At 55.6% G+C, this 24,042-nt stretch carries 21 protein-coding genes; 13 read left to right on the top strand and 8 right to left on the bottom strand.

The genetic code is table 11. From position 1 onward, the window contains the following. Positions 1 to 341 precede the first annotated feature (341 nt). From trxB to infA, 4 genes are all read left to right on the top strand, one after another. A complete protein-coding gene (gene trxB, locus LCM31_RS10340) occupies positions 342 to 1,283 on the top strand; it encodes a thioredoxin-disulfide reductase (RefSeq protein ID WP_222228234.1) in 942 nt (313 codons plus the stop codon). Positions 1,284 to 1,388: 105 nt separating this feature from the next. Next, positions 1,389 to 2,114 carry a leucyl/phenylalanyl-tRNA--protein transferase gene (aat, locus tag LCM31_RS10335; protein ID WP_224869780.1) on the top strand — a complete coding sequence of 242 codons (726 nt, stop codon included), beginning with the start codon at positions 1,389 to 1,391 and terminating at the stop codon, positions 2,112 to 2,114. Between the two features lie 195 nt (positions 2,115 to 2,309). Beyond that, entirely contained in the window at positions 2,310 to 3,029 is a 720-nt protein-coding gene (locus LCM31_RS10330; RefSeq protein WP_224869778.1) for an arginyltransferase, read from the top strand. Positions 3,030 to 3,247: 218 nt separating this feature from the next. After that, on the top strand, positions 3,248 to 3,466 hold the full coding sequence (infA, locus tag LCM31_RS10325) for a translation initiation factor IF-1 (protein WP_010130378.1): 219 nt from the start codon (positions 3,248 to 3,250) through the stop codon (positions 3,464 to 3,466). Between the two features lie 84 nt (positions 3,467 to 3,550). Here the strand turns inward: infA and clpA are convergent, their stop codons facing one another. Beyond that, a complete protein-coding gene (gene clpA / locus LCM31_RS10320) occupies positions 3,551 to 5,836 on the bottom strand; it encodes an ATP-dependent Clp protease ATP-binding subunit ClpA (RefSeq protein ID WP_224869776.1) in 2,286 nt (761 codons plus the stop codon). Between the two features lie 131 nt (positions 5,837 to 5,967). After that, positions 5,968 to 6,363: an ATP-dependent Clp protease adapter ClpS gene (gene clpS / locus LCM31_RS10315; protein WP_224869774.1), complete on the bottom strand. Its 396-nt coding sequence runs from the start codon at positions 6,361 to 6,363 to the stop codon at positions 5,968 to 5,970. Positions 6,364 to 6,710: 347 nt separating this feature from the next. On the opposite strand from clpS, the gene cspD reads away from it, so the two are divergent. Beyond that, positions 6,711 to 6,998, top strand: coding sequence for a cold shock domain-containing protein CspD (gene cspD, locus LCM31_RS10310; protein ID WP_318247442.1), 288 nt, complete (start codon positions 6,711 to 6,713; stop codon positions 6,996 to 6,998). A 229-nt stretch (positions 6,999 to 7,227) separates the two neighbouring features. Here the strand turns inward: cspD and icd are convergent, their stop codons facing one another. Further along, positions 7,228 to 8,478, bottom strand: coding sequence for an NADP-dependent isocitrate dehydrogenase (icd, locus tag LCM31_RS10305; RefSeq protein ID WP_224869772.1), 1,251 nt, complete (start codon positions 8,476 to 8,478; stop codon positions 7,228 to 7,230). 276 nt (positions 8,479 to 8,754) lie between these two features. Here icd and LCM31_RS10300 point away from each other — a divergent pair, with 276 nt between their 5' ends. The 7 genes from LCM31_RS10300 (at position 8,755) to LCM31_RS10270 (ending at position 15,151) form a co-directional block, all read left to right on the top strand. Next, positions 8,755 to 9,441 (top strand): pseudouridine synthase, encoded by a 687-nt coding sequence (locus tag LCM31_RS10300; protein ID WP_224869770.1) that lies wholly within the window; start codon positions 8,755 to 8,757, stop codon positions 9,439 to 9,441. 212 nt (positions 9,442 to 9,653) lie between these two features. Then, positions 9,654 to 10,859: a tRNA 2-thiouridine(34) synthase MnmA gene (gene mnmA / locus LCM31_RS10295; RefSeq protein WP_318247441.1), complete on the top strand. Its 1,206-nt coding sequence runs from the start codon at positions 9,654 to 9,656 to the stop codon at positions 10,857 to 10,859. Continuing rightward, positions 10,856 to 11,491: a high frequency lysogenization protein HflD gene (gene hflD / locus LCM31_RS10290; protein ID WP_224869768.1), complete on the top strand. Its 636-nt coding sequence runs from the start codon at positions 10,856 to 10,858 to the stop codon at positions 11,489 to 11,491. Before mnmA ends, hflD begins: the two co-directional genes overlap by 4 nt. Before the next feature lie 69 nt (positions 11,492 to 11,560). Then, positions 11,561 to 12,934 carry an adenylosuccinate lyase gene (gene purB / locus LCM31_RS10285; protein WP_224869766.1) on the top strand — a complete coding sequence of 458 codons (1,374 nt, stop codon included), beginning with the start codon at positions 11,561 to 11,563 and terminating at the stop codon, positions 12,932 to 12,934. Positions 12,935 to 12,961: 27 nt separating this feature from the next. Beyond that, entirely contained in the window at positions 12,962 to 14,161 is a 1,200-nt protein-coding gene (locus LCM31_RS10280) for a cupin domain-containing protein (RefSeq protein WP_224869764.1), read from the top strand. A gap of 11 nt (positions 14,162 to 14,172) precedes the next feature. Next, a complete protein-coding gene (locus tag LCM31_RS10275; RefSeq protein ID WP_224869762.1) occupies positions 14,173 to 14,634 on the top strand; it encodes a GNAT family N-acetyltransferase in 462 nt (153 codons plus the stop codon). Beyond that, positions 14,606 to 15,151, top strand: coding sequence for a DUF7931 domain-containing protein (locus tag LCM31_RS10270; RefSeq protein ID WP_224869760.1), 546 nt, complete (start codon positions 14,606 to 14,608; stop codon positions 15,149 to 15,151). The genes LCM31_RS10275 and LCM31_RS10270 overlap by 29 nt, the downstream gene beginning before the upstream one ends. Positions 15,152 to 15,178: 27 nt before the next feature. Here LCM31_RS10270 and LCM31_RS10265 read toward each other — a convergent pair whose 3' ends face one another. From LCM31_RS10265 to LCM31_RS10245, 5 genes are all read right to left on the bottom strand, one after another. Further along, complete coding sequence (locus LCM31_RS10265; protein ID WP_224869757.1) at positions 15,179 to 17,569, bottom strand: FdhF/YdeP family oxidoreductase; 2,391 nt, start codon at positions 17,567 to 17,569, stop codon at positions 15,179 to 15,181. Then, a complete protein-coding gene (locus tag LCM31_RS10260; RefSeq protein WP_224869755.1) occupies positions 17,566 to 18,435 on the bottom strand; it encodes a formate dehydrogenase accessory sulfurtransferase FdhD in 870 nt (289 codons plus the stop codon). The genes LCM31_RS10265 and LCM31_RS10260 overlap by 4 nt, the downstream gene beginning before the upstream one ends. A 27-nt stretch (positions 18,436 to 18,462) precedes the next feature. Then, complete coding sequence (locus LCM31_RS10255; RefSeq protein ID WP_222228263.1) at positions 18,463 to 18,783, bottom strand: heavy metal-binding domain-containing protein; 321 nt, start codon at positions 18,781 to 18,783, stop codon at positions 18,463 to 18,465. 108 nt (positions 18,784 to 18,891) lie between these two features. After that, complete coding sequence (locus LCM31_RS10250) at positions 18,892 to 21,066, bottom strand: malate synthase G (protein WP_224869753.1); 2,175 nt, start codon at positions 21,064 to 21,066, stop codon at positions 18,892 to 18,894. Between the two features lie 116 nt (positions 21,067 to 21,182). Beyond that, positions 21,183 to 22,118, bottom strand: coding sequence for a LysR family transcriptional regulator (locus LCM31_RS10245; protein ID WP_224869751.1), 936 nt, complete (start codon positions 22,116 to 22,118; stop codon positions 21,183 to 21,185). Between the two features lie 174 nt (positions 22,119 to 22,292). On the opposite strand from LCM31_RS10245, the gene LCM31_RS10240 reads away from it, so the two are divergent. After that, positions 22,293 to 23,891 (top strand): isocitrate lyase, encoded by a 1,599-nt coding sequence (locus LCM31_RS10240; protein WP_222228269.1) that lies wholly within the window; start codon positions 22,293 to 22,295, stop codon positions 23,889 to 23,891. The last annotated feature ends 151 nt before the right edge of the window (positions 23,892 to 24,042 follow it).

Below are 24,042 nucleotides of genomic sequence, written 5' to 3'. Positions count from 1 at the left end.
TTGCTGGTGATGGTAAGGCTTCGGCTCTTCTCGAACACCGGAAGTTCCCTATGCAGATTCTCCGCTCTCGTGTCAGAATTGGTGTGTCGATATGGCCATCCTATAAAGTGCGCCAATGAGATAAATAAGGCCAAACTATTTGGTAGCGGTGGTCTCATCCCCTATCATTGCCCGCGAATTTTGGGGAGCTGCACCATGCGGTCGCCTCCCCAACCGCCACCGCTGTCTTGCTGCAAGCCAGTTCACTGGTTTATGGCGCCCGTATGTGACGGGAAAATCTGCACCGGGTGACGGATCCAATAAATCAAATTTCTAAAAGCTGAAGTACTGTGAGTTCTGATATGAGCAATCATCATCGCCTGATCATTCTCGGTTCTGGCCCGGCGGGATATACCGCGGCCATCTACGCTGCCCGTGCAAACCTGAATCCGGTGGTGATCACCGGTATGCAACAGGGTGGTCAGCTGACCACCACCACCGAAGTTGAGAACTGGCCGGGTGGTGTGCATGACCTGCAAGGCCCAGACTTGATGGTGCAGATGCAGCAGCATGCTGAACGTTTCGATACCAATATCATCTTCGACCACATCGAAGAAGTGGATCTGAAGCAGCGCCCCTTTACCCTAAAGGGCAATGAGACCTATACCTGTGACGCGTTGATTATTGCTACTGGCGCGTCCGCACAATACCTGGGTCTGCCTTCTGAAGAAGCCTTCCAGGGCCGTGGCGTAAGTGCCTGTGCCACTTGTGATGGCTTCTTCTATCGCGATCAAAAAGTGATCGTGGTGGGTGGTGGTAACACCGCGGTTGAAGAAGCGCTGTATTTGTCCAACATCGCCGCGGAAGTCACTCTGGTGCACCGCCGTGACGAGCTGCGCGCAGAAAAGATTCTGCAGGATCGCCTGCTCGATAAGGCTGAGAATGGCAATATCAATCTGTGCTGGCACCACACTCTGGACGAGGTGCTGGGTGACGATAACGGTGTCACTGGTGTTCGCCTGAAGAATGTCCAGGACGGCTCCACCAAGGAGTTGGATGCGTCTGGCGTGTTTATCGCTATTGGCCACAAGCCCAATACCGGCATCTTCGAAGGTCAGCTGGAAATGAACGGCGGTTATATCGTTGTTGAGAGCGGCCTGCAGGGCAATGCGACCCAGGCTTCTGTTGCCGGTGTGTTCGCTGCGGGCGATGTGTCAGACCACATTTACCGCCAGGCCGTTACCTCTGCTGGTACTGGCTGTATGGCCGCACTGGATGCCGAGCGCTATCTCGACGCACAATAAATCCACTGGCTGATAGGCAGGCTGGGGGTAAAAGGCGGCTTAGGCCGCCTTTTTTGTCCGTTGCAATCAGGCACACCATCAATAGACATAGCAGCACCCCTCCTTATGGATGACATCCTCACGCTACTTGACCCGGACCGGGTGGAGTTTCCGGACACGTCACACGCGCTGAGCGACCCCAATGGTTTGTTAGCGGTTGGTGGGGATTTGACGCCGGACTGGCTGCTGGCTGCCTACCGCAAGGGTATCTTTCCCTGGTTCTCGGATGATCAGCCCATTCTCTGGTGGTCGCCCTCCCCGCGCTGTGTGGTGAGCCCGCAGTCGCTATCGTTCAGCCGCAGCCTGCGTAAGTTAATCCGCAAGCAACGCTTCACAGTGACCTTCGACCGGGCGTTCGAGGAAGTGATGCGTGGGTGCGCCGCGCCCAGAGCGGATGATAAGGGCACCTGGATTACCGAAGATATGCACGATGCCTATGTGGAGATGCACGAGCAGGGCCATGCACACTCGGTCGAAGTGTGGCTGGGCGATGAGTTGGTCGGCGGTCTCTATGGACTGAGCATTGGCCGTGTGTTTTTCGGTGAGTCCATGTTCCATCGCGCAACCGACGCGTCCAAGGTGGCTTTTGCCCATCTGGTCCGCCAGCTTGCCCGCTGGGGCTGTGAACTTATTGACTGCCAGGTCGCCAACCCACACTTGAATAGCCTCGGTGCCCTGGAGGTCACTCGCGAGGTCTTCGAGAAGCGTTTGGCTAGTGGTGTTTCGCAGCCGCCCTTCCCCGCTCCCTGGCCAGCAGCACCGGCTGCCGACCTTTTTAATGAGAGCCCCTAAGTCGTGCATCAGTCATTAAGTTTGAGTTTTGTGCGACCGCAAATTACCCTGCCGTTTAGAAGAATTTTGTTCGTCTGTGCTTAACGGCGAGCTCTGACTTTCCAGTTCAAGCTCTTAAATCTTTATCCCACAGGGAGGCGGCAGCGACGTGATCAACGGTTTCCTTAGTAGTCTTATCCGTCGGGTAATTTGCCGGTGAGCCAGTTCTCGCAGCTCGATTCCGTACGCCTCCTTGCGACGCTACCTCACCCCTGTGGCTACCTGGAAGATCGTGAGGCCACAACCGTGTTTGTGGACCCGCAAACACCGATTGATTCCCGGCTGTACAGCCGACTGTCTGAGCTTGGCTTCCGCCGCAGTGGCAATTACCTGTATAGGCCCCAGTGCGCGACGTGCCACGCCTGTGTACCAGCGCGCGTTCCGGTTGAGCTGTTTGTTCCCAATCGAAATCAGCGCCGTTGCTGGCGCAGAAACAAGGATCTTGACGTATTTCACCGTCGGGATATTGATACGGACGAGCAGTATGAGGTGTACGCGCGCTATATCGAAGCGCGCCATCGTGACGGCGAGATGTTTCCACCAAGCCGCGAGCAGTTTCGCAGCTTTCTGAATAATGCGTGGGGAAGCACCCGTTACCTCGAGTTCCGCGCTCGTGACCGGCTGCTGGCAACCGCGGTGACCGATGTGTTGAGTGGTGGGGTGTCTGCCATCTACACCTTCTACGACCCCGATGAAATCAAGCGCAGCCTGGGAACCTATGCAATCCTGTACCAGATTGAATGGACCCGCCGTTTGGGGTTGCCGAGCCTGTATCTGGGCTACTGGATACGCCAGTGCGCCAAAATGGCCTACAAAAATCAGTTTCAGCCACTGGAGTATTTGACCGACGGTCGCTGGACACTCAAGTCTGATTAAGGGCTGTTCCAGCCACCTCCCGCCCTGCTGCCGCCGGGTTGGCATCAATTCCCGGTTTTACTTGGCCTGCAGACACTTTTCGTGCAAAATGCACGCCCGTCGTACCGCCGGCTCCAGCTACAGTATCCATGACGGTTACACGAAAGTGCCTGTCGGAGTCTGGAATTTACATTACCTGGCGGAATAGCTAGTACAAATCAATCAAGGGTTGCTGCCGCATGGCAAAAGACGATTACATTGAAATGGAAGGCGAGGTGATCGACACCCTGCCTAACACCACCTTCCGCGTGAAACTGGAAAACGGACATGTCGTGATCGCGCACATCTCCGGAAAAATGCGCAAAAACTACATCCGCATTCTGACTGGCGACAAGGTCAAGGTAGAGCTGACTCCTTATGACCTGAGCAAAGGCCGCATCACCTACCGCGCCCGCTAATTGCTCGCCGGCAATACACCGGTATTGCACGCGCAATAAAAAAGCCACCGCAAGCGGTGGCTTTTTTGGTTTCTGAGTTTGCAATCAATGCAACGCCGGTACTGCCGTATTGATTTTGAGTTGGTCGTCCTCGACGGTGACTTCCACCTTGCCGCCCTCTTCTGACAGATCACCAAACAGCACCGCCTCCGCCAACGGCTTGCGCAGTTTCTCGCGAATGAGTCGCGCCATCGGGCGCGCCCCCATTTTTTCATCGTAACCATTGCGGGCAAGCCATTCGCGCGCTTCATCATCCACTTCCAGGGTGACCCGCGACTCGTCGAGTTGGGCCTGCAGCTCCACTACGAATTTGTCCACGACGGTTTTGACCACGCCCACATCGAGTGCGCCAAACTGGATGATGCTGTCGAGACGGTTGCGGAATTCTGGAGTGAACATCTTCTTGATTTCCTCCATGCCGTCGGTGCTGTGATCCTGATTGGCGAAGCCGATTGAGCGGCGGCTCATCAGCTCAGCACCAGCGTTGGTGGTCATAATCAGAATGACGTTGCGGAAATCGGCTTTGCGGCCGTTATTATCGGTCAGCGTGCCGTGGTCCATTACCTGCAGCAGCAGGTTAAATACTTCCGGATGGGCCTTCTCGATCTCGTCGAGCAGTACCACGCTGTGGGGGTGTTTGGTCACCGCATCGGTCAACAGGCCACCCTGGTCAAAACCCACGTATCCGGGAGGCGCACCGATCAAGCGGGATACTGTGTGACGCTCCATATATTCCGACATGTCGAAGCGAATCAGCTCGATACCCATCACCTGGGCAAGCTGGCGACACAATTCCGTTTTACCGACACCCGTGGGGCCGGCAAACAGGAAGGAGCCGATCGGTTTCTCTTCAGCGCCGAGGCCGGCCCGCGCCAGTTTGATGGACGTACTGAGTGCTTCGATCGCCAGGTCCTGGCCGAACACCACCATCTTCAGGTTCTCGTCCAGCTTCGCCAGCGCTGCTTTATCCGAAGCGGAGACGCTCTTCGCCGGGATGCGTGCCATTTTGGCAACGACATTTTCGATCTCGGTAACCGAGATGGTGTCGGTGCGCTGGTCCGCCGGCAGTAATGCCTGGTAGGCACCAGCCTCATCGATCACATCAATGGCCTTATCCGGCAGGAAGCGCTCGGTGATATGACGGTTGGCCAGTTGGGCCGCTGCCTCAAGTGCAGAGTCGGTGAAGCGCACCTTGTGGTGATCCTCGAAACACGACTTCAAGCCCTGCAGGATTTGCACGGTTTCCTCAACGGAAGGCTCGTGCACATCGATCTTCTGGAAGCGGCGGGACAGCGCGCGGTCTTTTTCGAAGATACCGCGGTATTCGTTGAACGTGGTAGAGCCGATACAGCGAAGCTGACCACTGGAAAGTAGTGGTTTGAGTAGGTTTGATGCATCCATGACGCCACCCGAGGCGGCGCCGGCACCAATAATGGTGTGGATCTCGTCGATAAACAGTACCGCGTGATCGCGCTTCTTCAGTTCAGCCAGCAAAGCTTTAAAGCGCTTCTCAAAATCCCCGCGATATTTGGTGCCCGCCAACAACGAGCCCAGGTCGAGAGAGTAGATGGTGCTTTCCTGCAATGGCTCGGGCACTTCTCCATCTACGATGCGGCGCGCTAGGCCCTCGGCAATTGCAGTTTTACCGACACCGGATTCGCCAACCAGTAGCGGATTGTTTTTACGGCGGCGGGCCAGCACCTGTGTCACCCGCTCCACTTCTGGCGCACGCCCTACCAGTGGATCAATACGGCCGAGAATGGCTTCCTGATTCAGATTGGTGGCATAGCTCTCAAGCGGGTCTGAGCCACCGGGTTCGGCAGTGGTGCCAAGTTCTTCGTCCACCTGCTCTGGAGATGGATCCGGGTTATTGTGAGTACCGTTGCCACCGGAGCTCACACGGGAAATACCATGGGTGATGTAGTTCACCACATCAATGCGGGCGACACTCTGCTGCTTCAGGTAATACACCGCCTGGCTTTCCTGCTCACAGAAAATCGCGACAAGAACGTTTGCGCCAGTGACCTCTTTTTTGCCAGAGGATTGCACATGGAAAACCGCCCGCTGCAACACGCGCTGAAAGCCGAGTGTGGGCTGGGTTTCCCGATCGGTATCGTTCTCAGGGATGAGTGGCGTGGTGGAGTCGACAAACTCCAGCAGTTCACGGCGGAGTGCACTGAGGTCGGCGCCACACGCATGCAGGACGTCCGCCGCGGATTCATTGTCCAGCAGCGCCAGCAGCAGGTGCTCAACGGTCATAAACTCATGGCGCTTCGCCCGTGCACCTTTGAACGCTAGATTGAGCGTTACCTCTAAATCCTTGCTGAGCATTTAAACCTCAAAACCTTACTGGCCAATGTCGTCCGGATTGTCACAGTGTACACCCGGCATTCCTAATGCGTTGCCGGTAAATCCGGCCGGAAAGTCTTACCAAGCCAAAGCCTGGCGCCGATTACCCTGGTTCAACCCTCCTCGCCGTGCTCACCGTCTTCGTCGGCCTCGATTTCACACAAAAGCGGATGTTCATTGTCGCGCGCAAACTGATTTACCTGCGCGGCCTTTGTTTCTGCAATATCTCGAGTATAGACACCACAGATCGCTTTTCCCTTGGTGTGAACCTGCAACATCAGTTGAGTGGCGCGCTCGCGATTCACATAAAAAAACAACTCAAGTGCTTCTACGACAAATTCCATCGGGGTGTAGTCGTCATTGAGCATGACCACCTTGTACATTGGGGGGCGCTTTAGTTGCGGACGCGCCTCAGCCAGCGCGGTATCCCCCTGCCCCTCGTGAAAATGATAGTCGTCATCATCTGCACCTTGTTCCGAGTGTAGTTTAATGATTTGCGAATTTCCCATAGTGTCAGTCAATCAATCTTGAAGAATCAGTTCACAGTCGTGACGCTATTTTTACTCAATCGAAAAATAGTCAGAACGATTATTGGATGTCCAGTCATTTTGCTTGATTCAGCAAGCGAGCATTGTAACCCCAAACCGGCCGGGACACAGTGCCGCTGGGGATATTCGCTTGACAAGACTGGAGCGGTTGGCTACAAGAGGTAGTAACCGCGCCAAGTGGTTAATTAGGCACACGTACAATAGCGGATGCAATTGTGCTCGTAAGCAAGCGCATGAAGCGCGATAACAATAACGACATCATATTTAGGCGGCCAGCAGTCGCCCCGGCAATTTAGAGGGATTTCGCCATGCCTACCGGTACCGTTAAGTGGTTCAATAATGCCAAGGGATATGGATTTATTCTTGCTGATGAAGGTGGAGAAGACCTGTTTGCACATTACTCGGCCATTCAAATGGAGGGTTACCGAACCCTGAAGGCCGGCCAGCAGGTGCAGTTCGATATTATCCAGGGTGATAAGGGCTACCATGCGGCCAATATCAGCGCTGCAGATGCGCCTCAGCCGGCGGAAGCCGCTGCGCCAGCGCCACAAGCTCAGCCTGTCCGAGAGAAAGAAACGGAAGATATGTTGGGCTAACCAGCTTGGTGTGCGGATCTGCAGTCTATCGTGATCTGTAGTCTCCGCATGTCAAAGATGAGCCGGAAGTTCCGGTCCACTCTTTCCTATATGGAAGAGTGGCCTCTTCGCTTGCCTGTATATTGGTACCCGCGTTCTACTACCAACATCCCCGTCAGAACCTCCCCTGATAGAAATTCAAAAAAAAGGCCCCGCACCTTTCGGTACGGGGCCTTTTTTTGAAGGTCTATCAGGCCATGTGCTTGATAACTTCTTCACCAAACTCGGAGCAGGACTTCAGCTCGGCACCGTCCATCAGGCGCTCGAAGTCATAGGTAACGGTCTTGGCTTCGATAGCACCTTCCATACCTTTAACAACCAGCTCGGCGGCTTCGTTCCAGCCCAGGTGACGCAGCATCATCTCGGCGGACAGAATCAGGGAGCCCGGGTTTACCTTGTCCTGACCAGCATACTTAGGCGCTGTGCCGTGGGTTGCTTCGAACAGGGCAACGTCGTCGGACAGGTTCGCACCCGGCGCAATACCGATACCGCCAACCTGTGCGGCCAGTGCGTCGGACAGGTAGTCACCGTTCAGGTTCAGGGTCGCGATCACGTCGTACTCCGCCGGGCGCAGCAGAATCTGCTGCAGCATGGCGTCTGCGATCACGTCCTTAACCACGATTTCCTTACCGGTGTTCGGGTTCTTGAAGCTGCACCATGGGCCGCCGTCGATCGGCTGAGCGCCAAACTCTTCGCGAGCCAGCTCGTAGCCCCAGTCTGCGAAGGCGCCTTCGGTGAACTTCATGATGTTGCCTTTGTGTACCAGGGTCAGGGAGTCGCGGTCCTGATCGATGGTGTACTGCAGCGCTTTGCGTACCAGGCGCTTGGTGCCCTCTTCGGATACCGGCTTAACACCGATACCTACGTTCTGCGGGAAGCGGATTTTCTTAACGCCCATCTCGTCCTGCAGGAACTTAACCACCTTGTTCGCTTCGTCGGTACCAGCTTTCCACTCGATACCCGCGTAGATGTCTTCAGAGTTTTCGCGGAAGATCACCATGTCTACCTTGTTCGGCTCTTTAACCGGAGAAGGTACACCGCTGAACCAGCGAACTGGACGCTGACATACGTACAGGTCGAGTTCCTGACGCAGGGCAACGTTCAGGGAGCGGAAGCCGCCGCCTACTGGAGTGGTCAGCGGGCCTTTGATGCTTACAACGTAATCTTTGATTGCTTCCAGAGTCTCAGCCGGGAACCAGTCGCCGCTGTAGGTTTCTGCCGCTTTCTCACCGCAGAAGATTTCCATCCATGCGATGGACTTCTCGCCGCCATAAGCGTTACTTACCGCTGCGTCGATCACTTTGCGCATTACCGGGGTAATATCCACGCCGATGCCGTCACCTTCGATGAAAGGGATGATCGGGGTGTTTGGTACGTTCAGGGTACCATCTGCATTGACTGTAACTTTTTCGCCGTTTGCCGGCACTTGGATATGACCCATTGTTAAGTTGACTCCAGTAACTCTTTGACTAAACGTCCGGCTATTTCGGGAAAAAAGGGGCAAACCTCGCCTAAATTTCCATTGCCGGTCATGGTAGCCGCCCGGTGTTTGCTTCGTTGCACCCACCAAGCTGGCTAAAAATCGGCGCGATTATACCAGCATCGGGCTGTTTTTGTAGTTTCGTTACAACCAAGGCACTATGAATAATCAATTTCTCCTCATTTTCGTGTTAAACCGCCCTGTTTCGGCCTCCTAACCGGGTGCAAAAGTATCCCAATGAGCAAACTGATCCTTTTAAACAAGCCCTTTGGCGTCCTGTGTCAGTTCACGGACCCCCAAGGCCGCCCTACGCTCGCTAGTTATATTACCCAGTCGGGCGTGTACGCGGCTGGTCGTCTCGATTACGACTCTGAAGGCCTACTTCTGCTCACCTCAGATGGTCAGCTACAGCATAGGATTGCGCACCCGAAGAACAAACTGCCGAAAACCTACTGGGCCCAGGTCGAAGGGGCTGTGACCGACCAGGCGCTGCGGGCGTTGCGCCAAGGAGTTACTTTGAAAGACGGGCGGACAGCACCGGCAAAAGCCCGCCTGATCGCCGAGCCAGACATATGGCCTCGCACACCCCCTATTCGCGAGCGGCAATCGATTCCCACCTCTTGGATTGAGCTCACCATAACCGAAGGGCGAAATCGCCAGGTTCGGCGCATGACAGCGGCCGTGGGCTTCCCCACACTGCGCCTGATTCGGCAGGCTATCGGCAGCTGGCGCCTCGATGGATTGGCGCCCGGCGAGTCGCGTACGGTGGAAGTACACCTGCCCAATATGCCGAAAGAAACTGCGAGTGGCCGAAAGTCGCGTGCCGGGGATGCGGCCCGCGATGGGAGACACTCAGCCACACGCGGTGACCGACCAACCAAACGTCCGGCTGCGCGGCGAACCAGGCGCAAGCCCGCCCGGTAACCCTGAAGGGACGATTGGTATCCTCTATTGTCTAAGTTGGGCGCCCTGTAATGCCGATTGCTCGGTAACAAACGATGGATATGCCGTGAAATTGGTCACATGCACGATTCACGGGTAAAATGCGCCCCCATTTTCACGCCTGCGGGCGTCAGTGGGGCGCGGGTGGTCTTGAAAAAGCGGCGCGCTCCCTCACTGTAACAACCCGGTATTTCATGTCAGATTCGGAAATGTCTGTGTCGTCAGCAACATCAACATCTAGCAATTCGACAAAGCGCGTCATCGTCGGTATGTCCGGTGGTGTGGATTCGTCTGTTGCGGCTTTGCTTCTTATGCAGCAGGGCTACCAGGTAGAAGGCCTGTTCATGAAGAACTGGGATGAGGACGATGGCACGGAATACTGCACCGCCAAGCAGGACCTCGCGGATGCAGAGTCTGTTTGTCAGCGCCTCGGCATCAAGCTCCATACCGCCAACTTCGCGGCCGAGTACTGGGACAATGTGTTTGAGTATTTCCTGGCGGAATACAAGGCCGGCCGCACGCCCAACCCGGACATCCTGTGTAACCGCGAAATCAAATTCAAAGTGTTTCTCGAGTATGCAGAAATGCTGGGCGCGGACGCTATCGCAACCGGACACTACACGCGCCGTATCGATAAAGACGGCCATACCTATCTCGGTAAAGGGCTGGACCCGAATAAAGACCAAAGCTACTTCCTGCACGCAGTGGGTGAAGCCGAGTTTGCCAAATCACTCTTTCCGCTGGGCGAACTGGAGAAACCGGAAGTCCGCCGCATCGCCGAGGAAAATGGTTTCATTACACACAGCAAGAAAGACAGCACCGGTATCTGCTTTATTGGCGAGCGCCGTTTTAAGGACTTCCTCGAGCAGTATCTGCCTGCGCAGCCTGGGGAGATGCAAACCCCTGACGGTGAAGTAATGGGCCAACACGCCGGCCTGATGTATCACACAATCGGCCAGCGCCAGGGCCTGGGTATTGGCGGCGTTAAAGGCGCTGGCGACCAGCCGTGGTATGTCGTTGGCAAGGATCTAGAACGCAACGTGCTGCTGGTGGCACAGGGCAAACACCACCCCCTGCTCTACTCTACCGGGCTTGAAGCAACGCAGGCTCACTGGATTAATGGAGCACCCCCTGCACAGCGGTTCCGCGCGGCGGCAAAGACACGCTACCGTCAGGATGACCAGGATTGCGAAGTGATTGTTGGTGAGGATGGCGAGCTGGTGATTAGTTTTGACACGCCTCAGCGCGCCGTTACCCCTGGCCAGTCTGTGGTGTTTTATCAGGGTGATATTTGTCTGGGTGGCGCGGTGATCGACCGTGCCACCGGCATCGGCGAAGTGGATGTCGATGCAGCGCGCGGCACGACAATATCCGCGAAGGTTGTAGGGAGCAACTCTTGAGCAATTGGCGAGATCAAGCGCTGGCACTTGCCGGTGTGTTCCAGGCGGCGATTCTCGTCGAGCGTCTGGCCAAAACCGGAACCGCCCCTGCAGAGCAGATGGAAACTGCGGTTTACAGCTTGTTCCAGCAAAACCCGGAAACCACAGAAGATGTGTTTGGCGGCGTGGAAAAACTACTGCCTGGCTTGCGCGCAGCACGCCAATTGATCGCGAGCCGCAACCACCCGGAATACACGGATTGCCTGCGCTATGTGCTATCAATTTTGTATCTACAACGCCAGCTCGCCAAAAAACCGGATCTTCTGTCCATCATTGGGAGCCGGCTGGAAAAAGCCCAGTTACAGACGGACCACTTTGGTGTGGATCACGAGAACGTCTATGCCAATCTGGCAAGTATCTACAGTGATACCCTAAGCACCTTCCGTTTTCGCATTCAGGTATTGGGTGATTTCAACTACCTGCAGCAACAACGTATCGCCAACCAGATTCGTACCATGCTATTTGCCGGTGTGCGCTCCGCCATGCTCTGGCGTCAGCTGGGTGGCCGCCGCCTCCACTTGCTATTCCAACGCAAGAAGCTGATCGCGGCAATGGATGCACTGATATCCAAGTACGAGTCCCTGGAACACTAATTTCACACAACTTTTTCATTTGTACGCCGGGCTCGTATCCCGGCGATTGCTCATTATCGGAGAGACACAATGACTGTCGAGCTATCCGCACTGACCGCGGTTTCCCCCATTGACGGACGCTATGAAAGCAAAACTGCTCCACTGCGCGACATTTTCAGTGAGTACGGCCTGATCCGTGCGCGCGTTGAGGTAGAAGTGCGCTGGCTGCAACAGCTGGCACGTCATGAGGAAATTGGCGAGGTAAAACCTTTCTCCGCTGATAGCAACCAGATTCTGGATGACATCGTAGCCAAGTTCTCCATCGACGATGCCCAGCGTATCAAGGATATCGAGCGCACAACCAACCATGACGTGAAAGCCGTCGAGTACTTCCTGAAGGAAAAAGTACAAGATCACGCCGAGCTAGCCTCGGTTAGCGAGTTCATTCACTTCGCGTGTACTTCTGAAGACATCAACAACCTGTCCCACGCACTGATGCTGCGCGCGGGCCGCGACGATGTTTTACTGCCGGCCATGAACCAGATCGTTGATGAGATTGCCGGGCTGGCCAAGAGCTTTGCCGACGTGCCGATGCTGTCACGCACCCACGGCCAGACCGCGAGCCCGACCACCGTTGGTAAAGAGCTGGCCAATGTTGTGGCGCGCCTGCGTCGCCAGGTGCAGCAAATCCAGAAAGTTGAGTTACTGGGCAAAATTAATGGTGCGGTAGGTAACTACAACGCACACCTGTCTGCCTACCCGAGCGTGGATTGGCAGAAGAATGCGGAGGTATTTGTGACCTCCCTGGGACTGACTTGGAACCCCTACACCACCCAGATCGAACCGCACGATTACATTGCCGAGCTGTTCGATGCGATCGCCCGTTTCAATACCATCCTGATCGACTTCGACCGCGATGTATGGGGCTACATCTCTTTGGGTTACTTCAAGCAAAAAGTCGTTGCGGGCGAAGTGGGCTCCTCCACCATGCCGCACAAGGTTAACCCCATCGACTTCGAAAACTCCGAAGGTAACCTGGGCATCGCAAACGCGGTATTCCAGCACCTTGCTGCCAAGCTGCCGGTTTCCCGCTGGCAGCGCGACCTGACCGACTCCACCGTGCTGCGCAACATGGGCGTAGGTGCTGGCTACTCTGTGATCGCTTATGCCGCGACCATGAAAGGCCTGGGCAAGCTGGAAATCAATCGTGCACGCCTGGAAGAAGATCTCAATAACGCTTGGGAAGTGCTCGCCGAGCCGATCCAGACTGTCATGCGTCGCTACAACATCGAAGAGCCGTACGAAAAACTGAAGGCACTGACGCGCGGCCAAGGCATCACCAAAGAAACCTTGGCGGTATTTATCGATGGCCTCGAGATGCCAGAAGAAGCCAAGCAGGCGCTGCGTGAAATGACGCCGGCCTCTTACATTGGTAATGCGGTCGCCCAGGCGAACGATATCTAATCCGCATAGCAGGATCGGGAACGTAATATGACAGAGTCGAGCCAGTTCAGCGCGAGAAAGCCGTTGACCCATCTGGGTGATATGCCCGTTGAGGAGTTCTTGCGGGATTACTGGCAAAAAAAGCCGCTGTTGATTCGCAACGCGTTTCCCGATTTTGTCAGCCCTATATCCGGTGAAGAGCTCGCCGGTATGGCGCTTGAAGAGCAGATAGAATCCCGCTTGATTGAAGAGCGCGGCTCAGATGGCCCCTGGCAGTTGCGCAACGGGCCCTTCACCGAAGAAGACTTCTTTGCCCTGCCGAAAACCCACTGGACTTTGCTGGTACAAGCCGTCGATCAGTGGATACCGGAAGTTGCTGCCCTGAAAGACCATTTTCGGTTTGTGCCCGACTGGCGCCTCGACGATGTAATGATCAGTTATGCGGCGGATCAGGGCAGTGTCGGTCCCCATTACGATTTCTATGATGTGTTTCTGCTGCAGGCCGAGGGCATACGCCATTGGCAGCTAGGGCCGGAAGCCAACGAAGACAGCCCACGTGTAGAAGGCACGCCGTTGAATATTCTGCGGGACTTTGAAGCGGAAGCCAGTTGGCGCCTCGAGCCCGGCGACATGCTGTACCTGCCACCCCAGTTCAGCCATTGGGGCGTTGCCGAGGGTGGTTGCACCACCATTTCTATCGGCTTCCGTGCGCCTTCGGCGCGTACTCTGTTGGAAGATCTGGGCGGCGAACTGGCTGCACAGCTGCCGGATCACATTCGCTACAGCGATCAGGATCTTCCACTGCCTCTGAACCCAGCGGAGATCGACAGCGACACCGTTGCGCGGGTACAGAGCCAGCTCACCCAATGGCTGCAACAGCCGGAAACCATTGCCCGCTGGTTCGGCGCGGTGATGACTGAATCCAAGTACCCGGAAACCGTCGCGCTGGATGCAGGCAGCGCCGAAGATTGGCGTGATCACTTGCAGGATGGTGGCAGCCTGGTGCTCAACCCGGGATCTCGCGCAGCCTTCTCACGTAACCCCGCACTTCTGTTCGTGGACGGTGAACCCCTCCCCGCCCCTCTGCTGTTTGCAGAATCCTTTTGCGAAAGCCGCACCATCACCCACGGTGACCTGGTCGGTTACCCCGAACTCGGCGATCAAGATGGTTTGATCGATGCGCTGGTGTCCCAGGGCAGTCTCATTTACCCTGAGCTACTTGAACACGATGATCAGGATGATGAGTAGGAGTTCGCGCTATGAGTCTGTTTGTTCGCCTGGCTGATTGGCACACAGACCGGAATGCCATTCGCGGCATCCGCCAGAAGGTGTTTGTGGAAGAGCAGAATGTGCCACCCGAACTGGAGTGGGACGAACTCGAGGAGACCGCGCAACACTTTCTCGTTTACCTCGACAGCAAGGCAATCGGCACTGGTCGCCTGACCGGTGGTGGCAAGATCGGGCGCATGGCGATCCAGCGTGGCGCCCGTGGCCACGGTGCCGGCCTGGAACTGCTACAGCGTATTTGCAAGTTTGCCGGACTATCCGGGCAAAAGAATGTCTATCTCAACGCGCAGGTACACGCGATCCCCTTTTATGAAAAAGCGGGCTTTGTACCGGTCGGTGATGAATTTATGGAAGCTGCGATTCCACACGTGCGCATGGAACGCACCCTGAACGAAAGTGAACCGAGTGAAAAGCTCGATGACTGGAACCGTTGACCCGCGCAAGCTTCAGCAGGCCGAGAGCATCCGTGCCGAGGACTCCCATCACATTTTTGAAGGTGGTGGGCAGTGTATCGCCGCTTTAACATCGCTGATCGGCACAAGTCGACGGCGCTTGCGTATTTTTTCCCAGCATCTCGCTCGTCAAATTTATGGTGATCTAGCGGTTGTTGACGCGCTTTCCGAGTTTGCGCGTAGCAGCCGCTACGCACAGGTCGAAATCCTTATCACCGACAGCGAGCCACTTTTACGGCAACCACATCGCTTGCTCCCCTTGCTTAAACGGCTACAGAGCCGTATTACCCTGCGAAAAATTCAGCCGTCAAGCGAACCCACCGACTGGGAATTTGCCATTGCCGATCAGCGACTAAGCTTATCGGTATCTGACCATCTTAAATGGAATGGGCAATATCGCAGCGATGATCCAGTGCGCAACGCAAAGTTAACTGATGTGTTCGAACAGCATTGGCTTGCCGCCCGTCCCGATCCCGCTTTGCGTCAGTTCGTCCTATAGTCGCTTTCGCGAATATCAATCACGCGATCAAACAATACGCTCGGCGGCAGTGCTGGGTTCAAAGCGCACAGCGATATATTTGGACGTCGGGGTGAAACTTCCCACGCCGAAACTCTCCAGCGGCACTAACGGGTTTGCTTCGGGGTAGTACGCCGCGGCTTGGCCTTTGGGTATATCAAAGGCAATCAGGGTGAAGCCCGATACACGCCGCTCTTGCTCATCTTCCCAGATTGAAACCACATCAATCGCCTCGCGGTCATCAAATCCCAGGCGATGGATGTCCTCGATATTGGCAAACACCACATGGCGATCGCCACTAACCCCGCGATAGCGATCATTCAAACTGTATACTGTGGTGTTGTATTGATCGTGAGAACGTATGGTTTGCAGAACCAGATCGGCCTTGTGTCCCGGAGTCCCTAGCTTTTCCAAAACCGCATCCGGTAGTGGCGCCGGCAAGGGTCCGGCGATGAAATTTGCCTTGCCGGTGGCGGTCTGCCACCGACGTTGGCCGGCAGGGTTTTGCAAGTAGAAACCGCCCGGCCGCTCAATCTTCTCGTTGAAATTTTCGAAGCCTGGGATGACATCCCCGATCAGGTCGCGGATGCGATTGTAGTCTTCAGTAAGTGACAGCCAGTCTACCGGCTTGTTACCGAGAGTAGCCTGTGCGATTCCAGCGATAATTGCAGGCTCGGAGCGCATTTCTGCGGCCAATGGCCGTAACTGCCCGTAGGACGCGTGGACCATGCTAAACGAATCTTCCACGGTGACGGCCTGGGGACCGCTTGCCTGGATATCTATGTCGGTGCGGCCAAGGCAAGGGAGAATCAGTGCGTCGCGCCCTGTCACCAAGTGGCTACGGTTTAGCTTGGTGCTGATCTGCACGGTCAGGTCGCAGTTGCGTAGTGCTTGGTGGGTATTTTCGCTGTCCGGTGTAGCCTGCGCGAAATTTCCACCAAGGCCCACAAAGACCTTGATCTCCCCTTTTTCCATGCACTCAATCGCTTTAACCACGTTGACACCGCTTGACTGGGGCATTGGCATCTCGAAACGCGTCGCCAATGCTTGCAGTAGTGATTGTGGAGGGCGCTCGTGAATTCCCATGGTGCGATCACCCTGCACATTGCTGTGACCACGGACAGGGCAAAGCCCTGCTCCGGGCTTACCAATCTGGCCGCGTAGCATCTGCAGGTTGGCGATTTCTTGAATGGTCGCAACAGAGTGACGGTGCTGGGTAATCCCCATCGCCCAACAGATAATGGTGGCGTCGCTGCGCGCGAAGATATGCGCTGCCCGTTCAATTTCATCCAGTTCTAGGCCACTGAAAGCGACGATCTCATCCCAACGCGTGCCTCTTACCACAGACTGATAAGCATCAAATCCCTGGCAATGCTCTTTAATAAACGCGAATTCAAGCGGACCTTTTTCAATATCTGAGCCTTCGGCCCCGTTGCCTCCCCGCCCCTCTTGGCCAGTGAATCGCTCACTGTTGCGCGCATCTACTTCGTCTTGCCACTGAAACAGGAACTTCGCAATACCACGCATAACCGCGATATCGCCGGCGAGCGCCGGGCGGAAGTACGCGGTGTGCATCGGCGACGCTTTATTGGTCACCATCTGCACCGGGTCTTGTGGTGCTTGGAATCGCTCGAGCCCCCTTTCTCGCAATGGATTTAGAACAACCACTTGTGCACCGCGGGCAACGGCTTTTTGCAACGGCTCCAACATGCGGGGATGATTGGTGCCCGGGTTTTGACCCACAACAAAAATGGCTTCGGCTTTACCAAAGTCTTCATAGCTCACCGTGCCCTTGCCCGTGCCAATACTGGCCAGCAAGGCAACACCGCTGGCTTCGTGACACATGTTTGAGCAATCCGGCAAGTTGTTGGTGCCAAACGCACGCGCAAACAACTGATAGAGAAATGCGGCTTCATTACTGGCGCGGCCAGAGGTGTAAAACGCAGCCTGGTCGGGGGACGACAGGTTAGTTAAATGGTCGGAAATTCTTTGAAATGCCTGGTCCCAGGTTATTGGTCTGTAGTGATCGGTCTCCGCGTCGTACACCATGGGTTCCGTCAGCCGACCTTGATACTCCAGCCAGTAGTCGTCCATTTCGAGTAGCGTACTGACGCTATGCTCTGCAAAAAAAGTCGCGTCGACAGCGCGACCGGAGGCCTCCCAATTCACGGCCTTGGCACCATTTTCACAGAACCGGATTCGGCCCTCGTCAGGCGCCTCACCCCATGCGCAGCCCGGGCAATCGAACCCACCGTGCTGATTGGTTTGCAGCATCGCGCGCAAGTTTTTAAACGGCTGGCGGCTGTCCAGCCAGGCATGGGTGACGCTGCGCAAGGCACCCCAGCCGGCGGCGGGACGTTGGTATGGGCGAAAGCGGAAGCGGTCAATGGGTGTTTTCATACGGAAGACGCCTCGCAGAGCAGGTTCACCGCTCGATTACTAGGAGAATTGAATGCATCACTGCTAAAGACCCGTGGGGCGGCCTGCGCGGGTACATGAATCAAGTTGAGTTGGTACTTTCGCGCCCAGCGCACGGCAATATCGGAGGGTGAAGCAAGTGTGACGAGGGTGCCGAGACCGCAGCGAGTAGCTTTTTGAACCAATTCCAGACCGCAACGACTGCTGATCGCGATGAAGCCATGGGACAAAGGGAGGTCTAGTCGCATGCAGGCGCCAATCAGCTTGTCCAGTGCATTGTGGCGGCCGACATCCTCACGGCATATGCTCGTGTTTCCAGATGCATCGACGTAAATGGCCCCATGTAATGCGCCGGATACACTCCGGTGCCGCTGTGCCAGATTTAACTGTTCGCGCAGTTGCAACAGGCGCTCTACGGGCGGTAAAGGTTGGTACCCTCTGGCACTGGTACTCTGCGGTGAGAGCACCTGATCCAGGGCCTCTACACCGCATAATCCGCAGGCACTGGAACCGGCAAGTGTGCGACGCTCGCGCGCCCGGCTGTGTTTGAATTGATGGAACGCACGCTGATTAAGAGTGACGTCAAGACAAATAGCATCATCGAGCTGTCGCGTCTCAATATCTAAAATCTGACACTTACCCGTCACAACGCCCGCGCTGAGGGAGTAGCCGACTACAAAGTCCTCGAGCGCGCCGGGGGATGCCATCATCACCGCATGGCTAAGACCGTTGTAGCTAATCGCAATGGCTTTCTCTTCTGCCAGGCACTGATTACTAAACTGAATACCGTTGCCGGCCGAGTCCATAGAATGGAAGGTATAGCCGGTGGGGCGTCTTGAGTTCTTCATTGAGCGCGTTGTATTGATGATTGTAATTTAGCGGTAGCGCACGGCAGTACCACTCACACTAACCATCATCATGCCACCCTTTTCACCGACAACCTCATAATCCAGATCGATGCCAACGATGGCATTCGCCCCCATGGAGCGGGCTTCGGCTTCTATTTCGGAAAACGCCAACTTGCGCGCCTTGCCCATTTCGCGCTCGTAGGCACCAGAGCGCCCGCCGATGACGTCGGTAATGGATCCGAACAGGTCCTTAAAGATATTCGCGCCAAGAATGGCTTCGCCGACGACGACGCCCAGGTATTGCTCGATCTTGTGGCCGTCGATAGAGGGTGTGGTGGTCTTTAGCATCGTGGATTCCTTCCCTGATCATTATTTTTAGACAGCTTACACAAAGAAAAAGCCCCGCGGGTGCGGGGCTCGAAATATTGTGATGATTTTTACCTTGCGCGTGCGTGCTTAGCGTTGGCTAGCCTTGAACTCACGGCGGCGGCGATGCAGAACCGGCTCGGTATAGCCATTGGGCTGAGCACAACCTTCAAAGACCAGTTCACACGCTGCTTGGAACGCAATACTGCTATCGAAGTTTGGTGCCATGTTGCGGTATGCGGGGTCAGACGCGTTCTGGCGGTCAACCACTGCAGCCATACGCTGCATGGTTTCTTCAACCTGCTCGCGGGCACAGATGCCCTGCTTCAGCCAGTTGGCGATATGTTGTGAGGAAATCCGCAGGGTGGCGCGGTCTTCCATCAGACCTACATCATTGATGTCCGGCACCTTCGAGCAGCCCACACCCTGGTCAATCCAGCGCACAACGTAACCGAGAATACCCTGGGCGTTGTTATCCAGCTCCAGTTGAATATCGGTAGCGCTCCAGTTGGGGTTTTCGGCTACCGGCACTGTCAGGATATCGTCGAGACTTGCAGGCTTACGGGTAGCCAGCTGGTCCTGGATCTCCGCAACGTTAACCTGATGGTAGTGCAACGCATGCAGGGTTGCGGCGGTCGGAGATGGTACCCAGGCAGTGTTCGCGCCCGCTTTCGGGTGGGCGATTTTTGCTTCCATCATGGCGGTCATCTGATCGGGGATCGGCCACATGCCTTTACCGATCTGCGCACGCCCCTTGAGGCCGGTCGCCAGTCCGGTATCAACGTTCCAATCTTCGTAGGCCGCAATCCATTTGGACTGTTTCATTTCGCCTTTGCGAATCATCGGCCCCGCCAGCATGGAGGTATGGATTTCATCACCGGTACGATCAAGGAAGCCGGTGTTGATGAACACAACGCGCTCTTGTGCAGCGGCAATGCAGGCCTTCAGGTTTACCGTGGTGCGGCGTTCTTCATCCATGATCCCCATCTTCACGGTGTTGCGTGCCAGACCGAGCGCATCTTCAACGCGGTTAAACAGCGTATTGGCAAAAGCGACTTCTTCCGGGCCGTGCATTTTTGGCTTTACGATATACACGCTACCAGTGCGCGAATTGCGCACCGGGCCTTCACCGCGCAGGTCGTGAATCGCGATCAGGCTGGTAACCATTGCATCCAGAATACCTTCCGGTACTTCGTTGCCATCTTTGTCGAGCACTGCGTCGTTCGTCATCAGGTGACCAACATTACGGACGAACATCAGGCTGCGCCCAGGCAGGGTCAGTTCACCGCCTTCTGCGCCCTTGTATTCACGATCCGCATTGAGCCGGCGGACGATCTCACGGCCACCTTTGTTCAGTGTTTCCTGCAGGTCGCCTTTCATCAGGCCCAGCCAGTTGCGGTAAACCACTACCTTGTCTTCGGCGTCTACTGCCGCAACGGAGTCTTCGCAATCCATGATGGTGGTGAGTGCGGCTTCCACCAGAATGTCTTTGACGCCGGCTTTGTCGGTTTTGCCAATGGGGCTATTCGGATCAATCTGGATCTCGAAATGCAGACCGTTATCCGCAAGCAGCAGTGCCACGGGTGACTCCTGCTCGCCGCGGTAGCCAACGTATTGACGGCTATTTTGCAGCGCAGTCACCTTGCCGTTGGCAAGCGTTGCTTCGAGCAGCGAGCCATTGATACGGTATTCGGTAACCTCTTTATGGCTGGCACCGTTCAGTGGCGCAGCCTGATCGAGAAACTCACGACCGTATTCGATGACTTTATTGCCGCGCACCGGATTGTAGTCGCCGGCCTTCTCCGCACCATTCTCTTCGCTGATAACGTCGGTGCCATACAGCGCGTCGTACAGACTGCCCCAACGTGCGTTCGCGGCATTCAGTGCGTAGCGGGCGTTCATCACTGGTACCACCAGCTGCGGGCCCGCCATGGCTGCAATTTCCGCATCCACGTTTTCGGTTTTCGCAGTGAAATCCGCAGGCTCTTCGACGAGATAACCGATTTCCCGCAGGAAAGCTTTGTATTTTTCGAGGTCGCGGAAGCCGTCTGGGTTGTCCTGGTACCACTGGTCCATCTGCGCCTGAATCTGATCGCGCTTGGCCAGTAACTGGCGGTTGATCGGCGCCAGGTCATTAACGATTTTTTCGAACTCGGACCAGAACACTTCTTCACTGACTCCGGTACCCGGAACCACGTCGTTCGCGATCAATGCGTGCAATTCTTTGGCGATCTGCAAATCGCCGATACGGATTCTTTCCGTCATGTTCGACCTCTTAGTACTGGTGAGTTCTGCGGCATTCTAAACAGGGCGAGCACCATGCCGCTAATTTATAGGTGGAATCTTCGCTATTCACCAAATGTATTCGGTCGATCGACTGACTACAGTTGTCGGCCTACATCAAGAATCAAGCGGCGCATCCAGCGGTGTGGCGCACTCTGTTGCAGAAGTGGGCTCCAGGCCATCTTTAGCTCCAGCAGCGGTATCTTGACTGGCGGCTCACGCAGCACCACACGGGGGTTGCTGGACGCAAGCTGAGCCATGCGCGTCGGTACTGTAACGATCAGGTCACTCTGTTCCGCGAGCAGCATGGCAACCTGATAGTGGCGCGTGAATACCGAAATGTCGCGCTTGCGCCCCAGACGGCCAATGGCCTCGTCCACCCAGCCCAGCCGCTGTACGTCTTCTGGATTAACCCCGACGCCAACACCCATCCCGGTTTTACTCACCCAGATGTGTTGTGACGCGAGATAGCTCTCCAGATTGTAGTCCTGAAGAATGGGGTTATCTGCGCGCATCACACAAGAAAACGTATCGCTCCAGATCGTCGCCTGGTGGAAGCTCTGGGGCATGGAATCAAAGCGGTTGATGACCATATCGACCTTGCCCTGCTCCACATCGACAAAGCTCACATCACTTGGCGTCATTATGTCTAGACTGATACCAGGCGCACTGACGCGCAATTGCTTCAGCAGCGGCGGAATCAATGTGGACTCCGCGTAGTCACTGGCCATGATGCGGAAGGTACGACGGGCATCAATGGGGTTGAAATCCCGGTTTGGCTGGATGACCTGATCAATGGCCGCCAGTGCCTCCCGTACCATGGGTTGCAGCTCCATGGCGCGCTCGGTGGGCATCATTCCCTCGCGGGTACGCACCAACAAAGGGTCACCGAACAGCTCACGCAAGCGTTTGAGTCCATTGCTCATAGCCGGTTGTGAGAGACCCAGGTGGCTCGCCGCACGGGTCACATTGCGCTCCCGGAGCAGCACATCCAGGTACACCAGTAGGTTCAAGTCGGCACGTTCGAGATTCATCAGCACAGTCTCTATCGGGCTTGTCAGCCGCTGGTTTATTTAGCGTTGTATGAGGTCTTGCCATGTATTCACGACTTGGATAGTGAGAATAATGACAATAAATTAGCCAAATTATGCCAGCACTCCTACGATACGCACAACCTATTCGCAGTCACCGATAGAGGGAATATCGCAATGTCTACTTACGCTAACGAGATCCAAACAGCCGCCAAGCTGTGCGAAACCAACGGCAACACCTGGGATGCAATCAGCCCGGAATCTGTGGCCCGTATGCGTCTTCAGAACCAGTTCAAGACCGGCCTCGATATCGCGCGTTACACCGCGAACATCATGCGCAAGGACATGGAGGCTTACGACCAGGACAGTTCCAAGTACACCCAGTCTCTGGGTTGCTGGCACGGTTTCATCGGTCAGCAGAAGATGATTTCTATCAAGAAGCACTTCGAAGGCAATACCGACCGTCGCTACCTCTACCTGTCTGGCTGGATGGTTGCTGCGCTGCGCAGTGAGTTCGGTCCCCTCCCCGACCAGTCCATGCACGAGAAAACCTCTGTTGCGGCACTGATCGAAGAGCTGTACACCTTCCTGCGCCAGGCAGATGCCCGTGAGCTGGGTGGCCTGTTCCGCGAGCTGGACGCTGCCCGTGACGCCGGCGACGAAGTAAAAGCGAAAGCGATCCAGAACCAGATCGACAACCATGTAACTCACGTTGTGCCGATCATTGCCGACATTGACGCCGGTTTTGGTAACGCGGAAGCGACCTACCTGCTGGCGAAGAAAATGATTGAAGCCGGTGCCTGCTGTATCCAGATCGAAAACCAGGTTTCCGACGAGAAGCAGTGTGGTCACCAGGACGGTAAAGTAACCGTGCCTCACGAAGACTTCCTGGCCAAGATCCGCGCCGTACGTTACGCGTTCTTGGAGCTGGGTGTAGACAATGGTGTAATCGTTGCCCGTACCGACTCCCTGGGTGCCGGCCTGACCAAGCAGATCGCTGTTACCAATGAGCCGGGCGACCTGGGTGACCAGTACAACAGCTTCCTGGATTGCGAAGAAGTTGACGCTGCTGACCTGAGCAATGGCGATGTGATCATCAACCGTGAAGGCAAACTGCTGCGTCCTAAGCGTCTCGCTTCTAACCTGTTCCAGTTCCGTAAAGGTACCGGTGAAGCGCGTTGTATCCTCGACAGCGTTACCTCCCTGCAGAACGGCGCCGACCTGATCTGGATCGAAACCGAGAAACCACATGTTCGTCAGATTGGCGCCATGATGGACGAGATCCGTAAGCAGGTACCGAACGCGAAGCTGGTATACAACAACAGCCCGTCCTTCAACTGGACCCTGAACTTCCGTCAGCAAGTATTCGACGCGTGGAAAGAAGAAGGTAAGGATTTGTCTGCCTACGACCGCGCCAACCTGATGAGCGCAGAGTACGACGACAGCGAGCTGTCTCAGGCGGCGGACGAGAAGATCCGTACCTTCCAGGCGGACGCTGCACGTGAAGCGGGCATCTTCCACCACCTGATCACCCTGCCGACTTACCACACTGCGGCCCTGTCTACCGACAACCTGGCCAAAGAATACTTCGGTGAGCAAGGCATGCTGGGTTACGTGGCTGGTGTACAGCGTAAGGAAATCCGTCAGGGTATCGCCTGCGTTAAGCACCAGAACATGGCCGGCTCCGACATGGGTGACGACCACAAAGAATACTTTGCTGGTGATGCCGCGCTGAAAGCGGCCGGTAAAGACAACACCATGAACCAGTTTGGATGAGTCGATCTCGAAACTATCCCTGAGAATCGTTTCACTCACTTTTGGGGCCGCTCTGCGGCCCCTTTTTTTGCCTCTATTTTCTAGCTACTTGAATCCAACGCAGACGATATGCTGCATGGATTCTCCTGTCCTCACTTTCTATCCCGGCAAA

The organism is Microbulbifer agarilyticus (genome assembly GCF_020171345.1).
Taxonomy (GTDB): Bacteria; Pseudomonadota; Gammaproteobacteria; order Pseudomonadales; family Cellvibrionaceae; genus Microbulbifer; species Microbulbifer agarilyticus_D.
The sequence above is the reverse complement of the archived record's forward strand: the minus strand, read 5'-3'. Positions and strand labels throughout refer to the sequence as shown.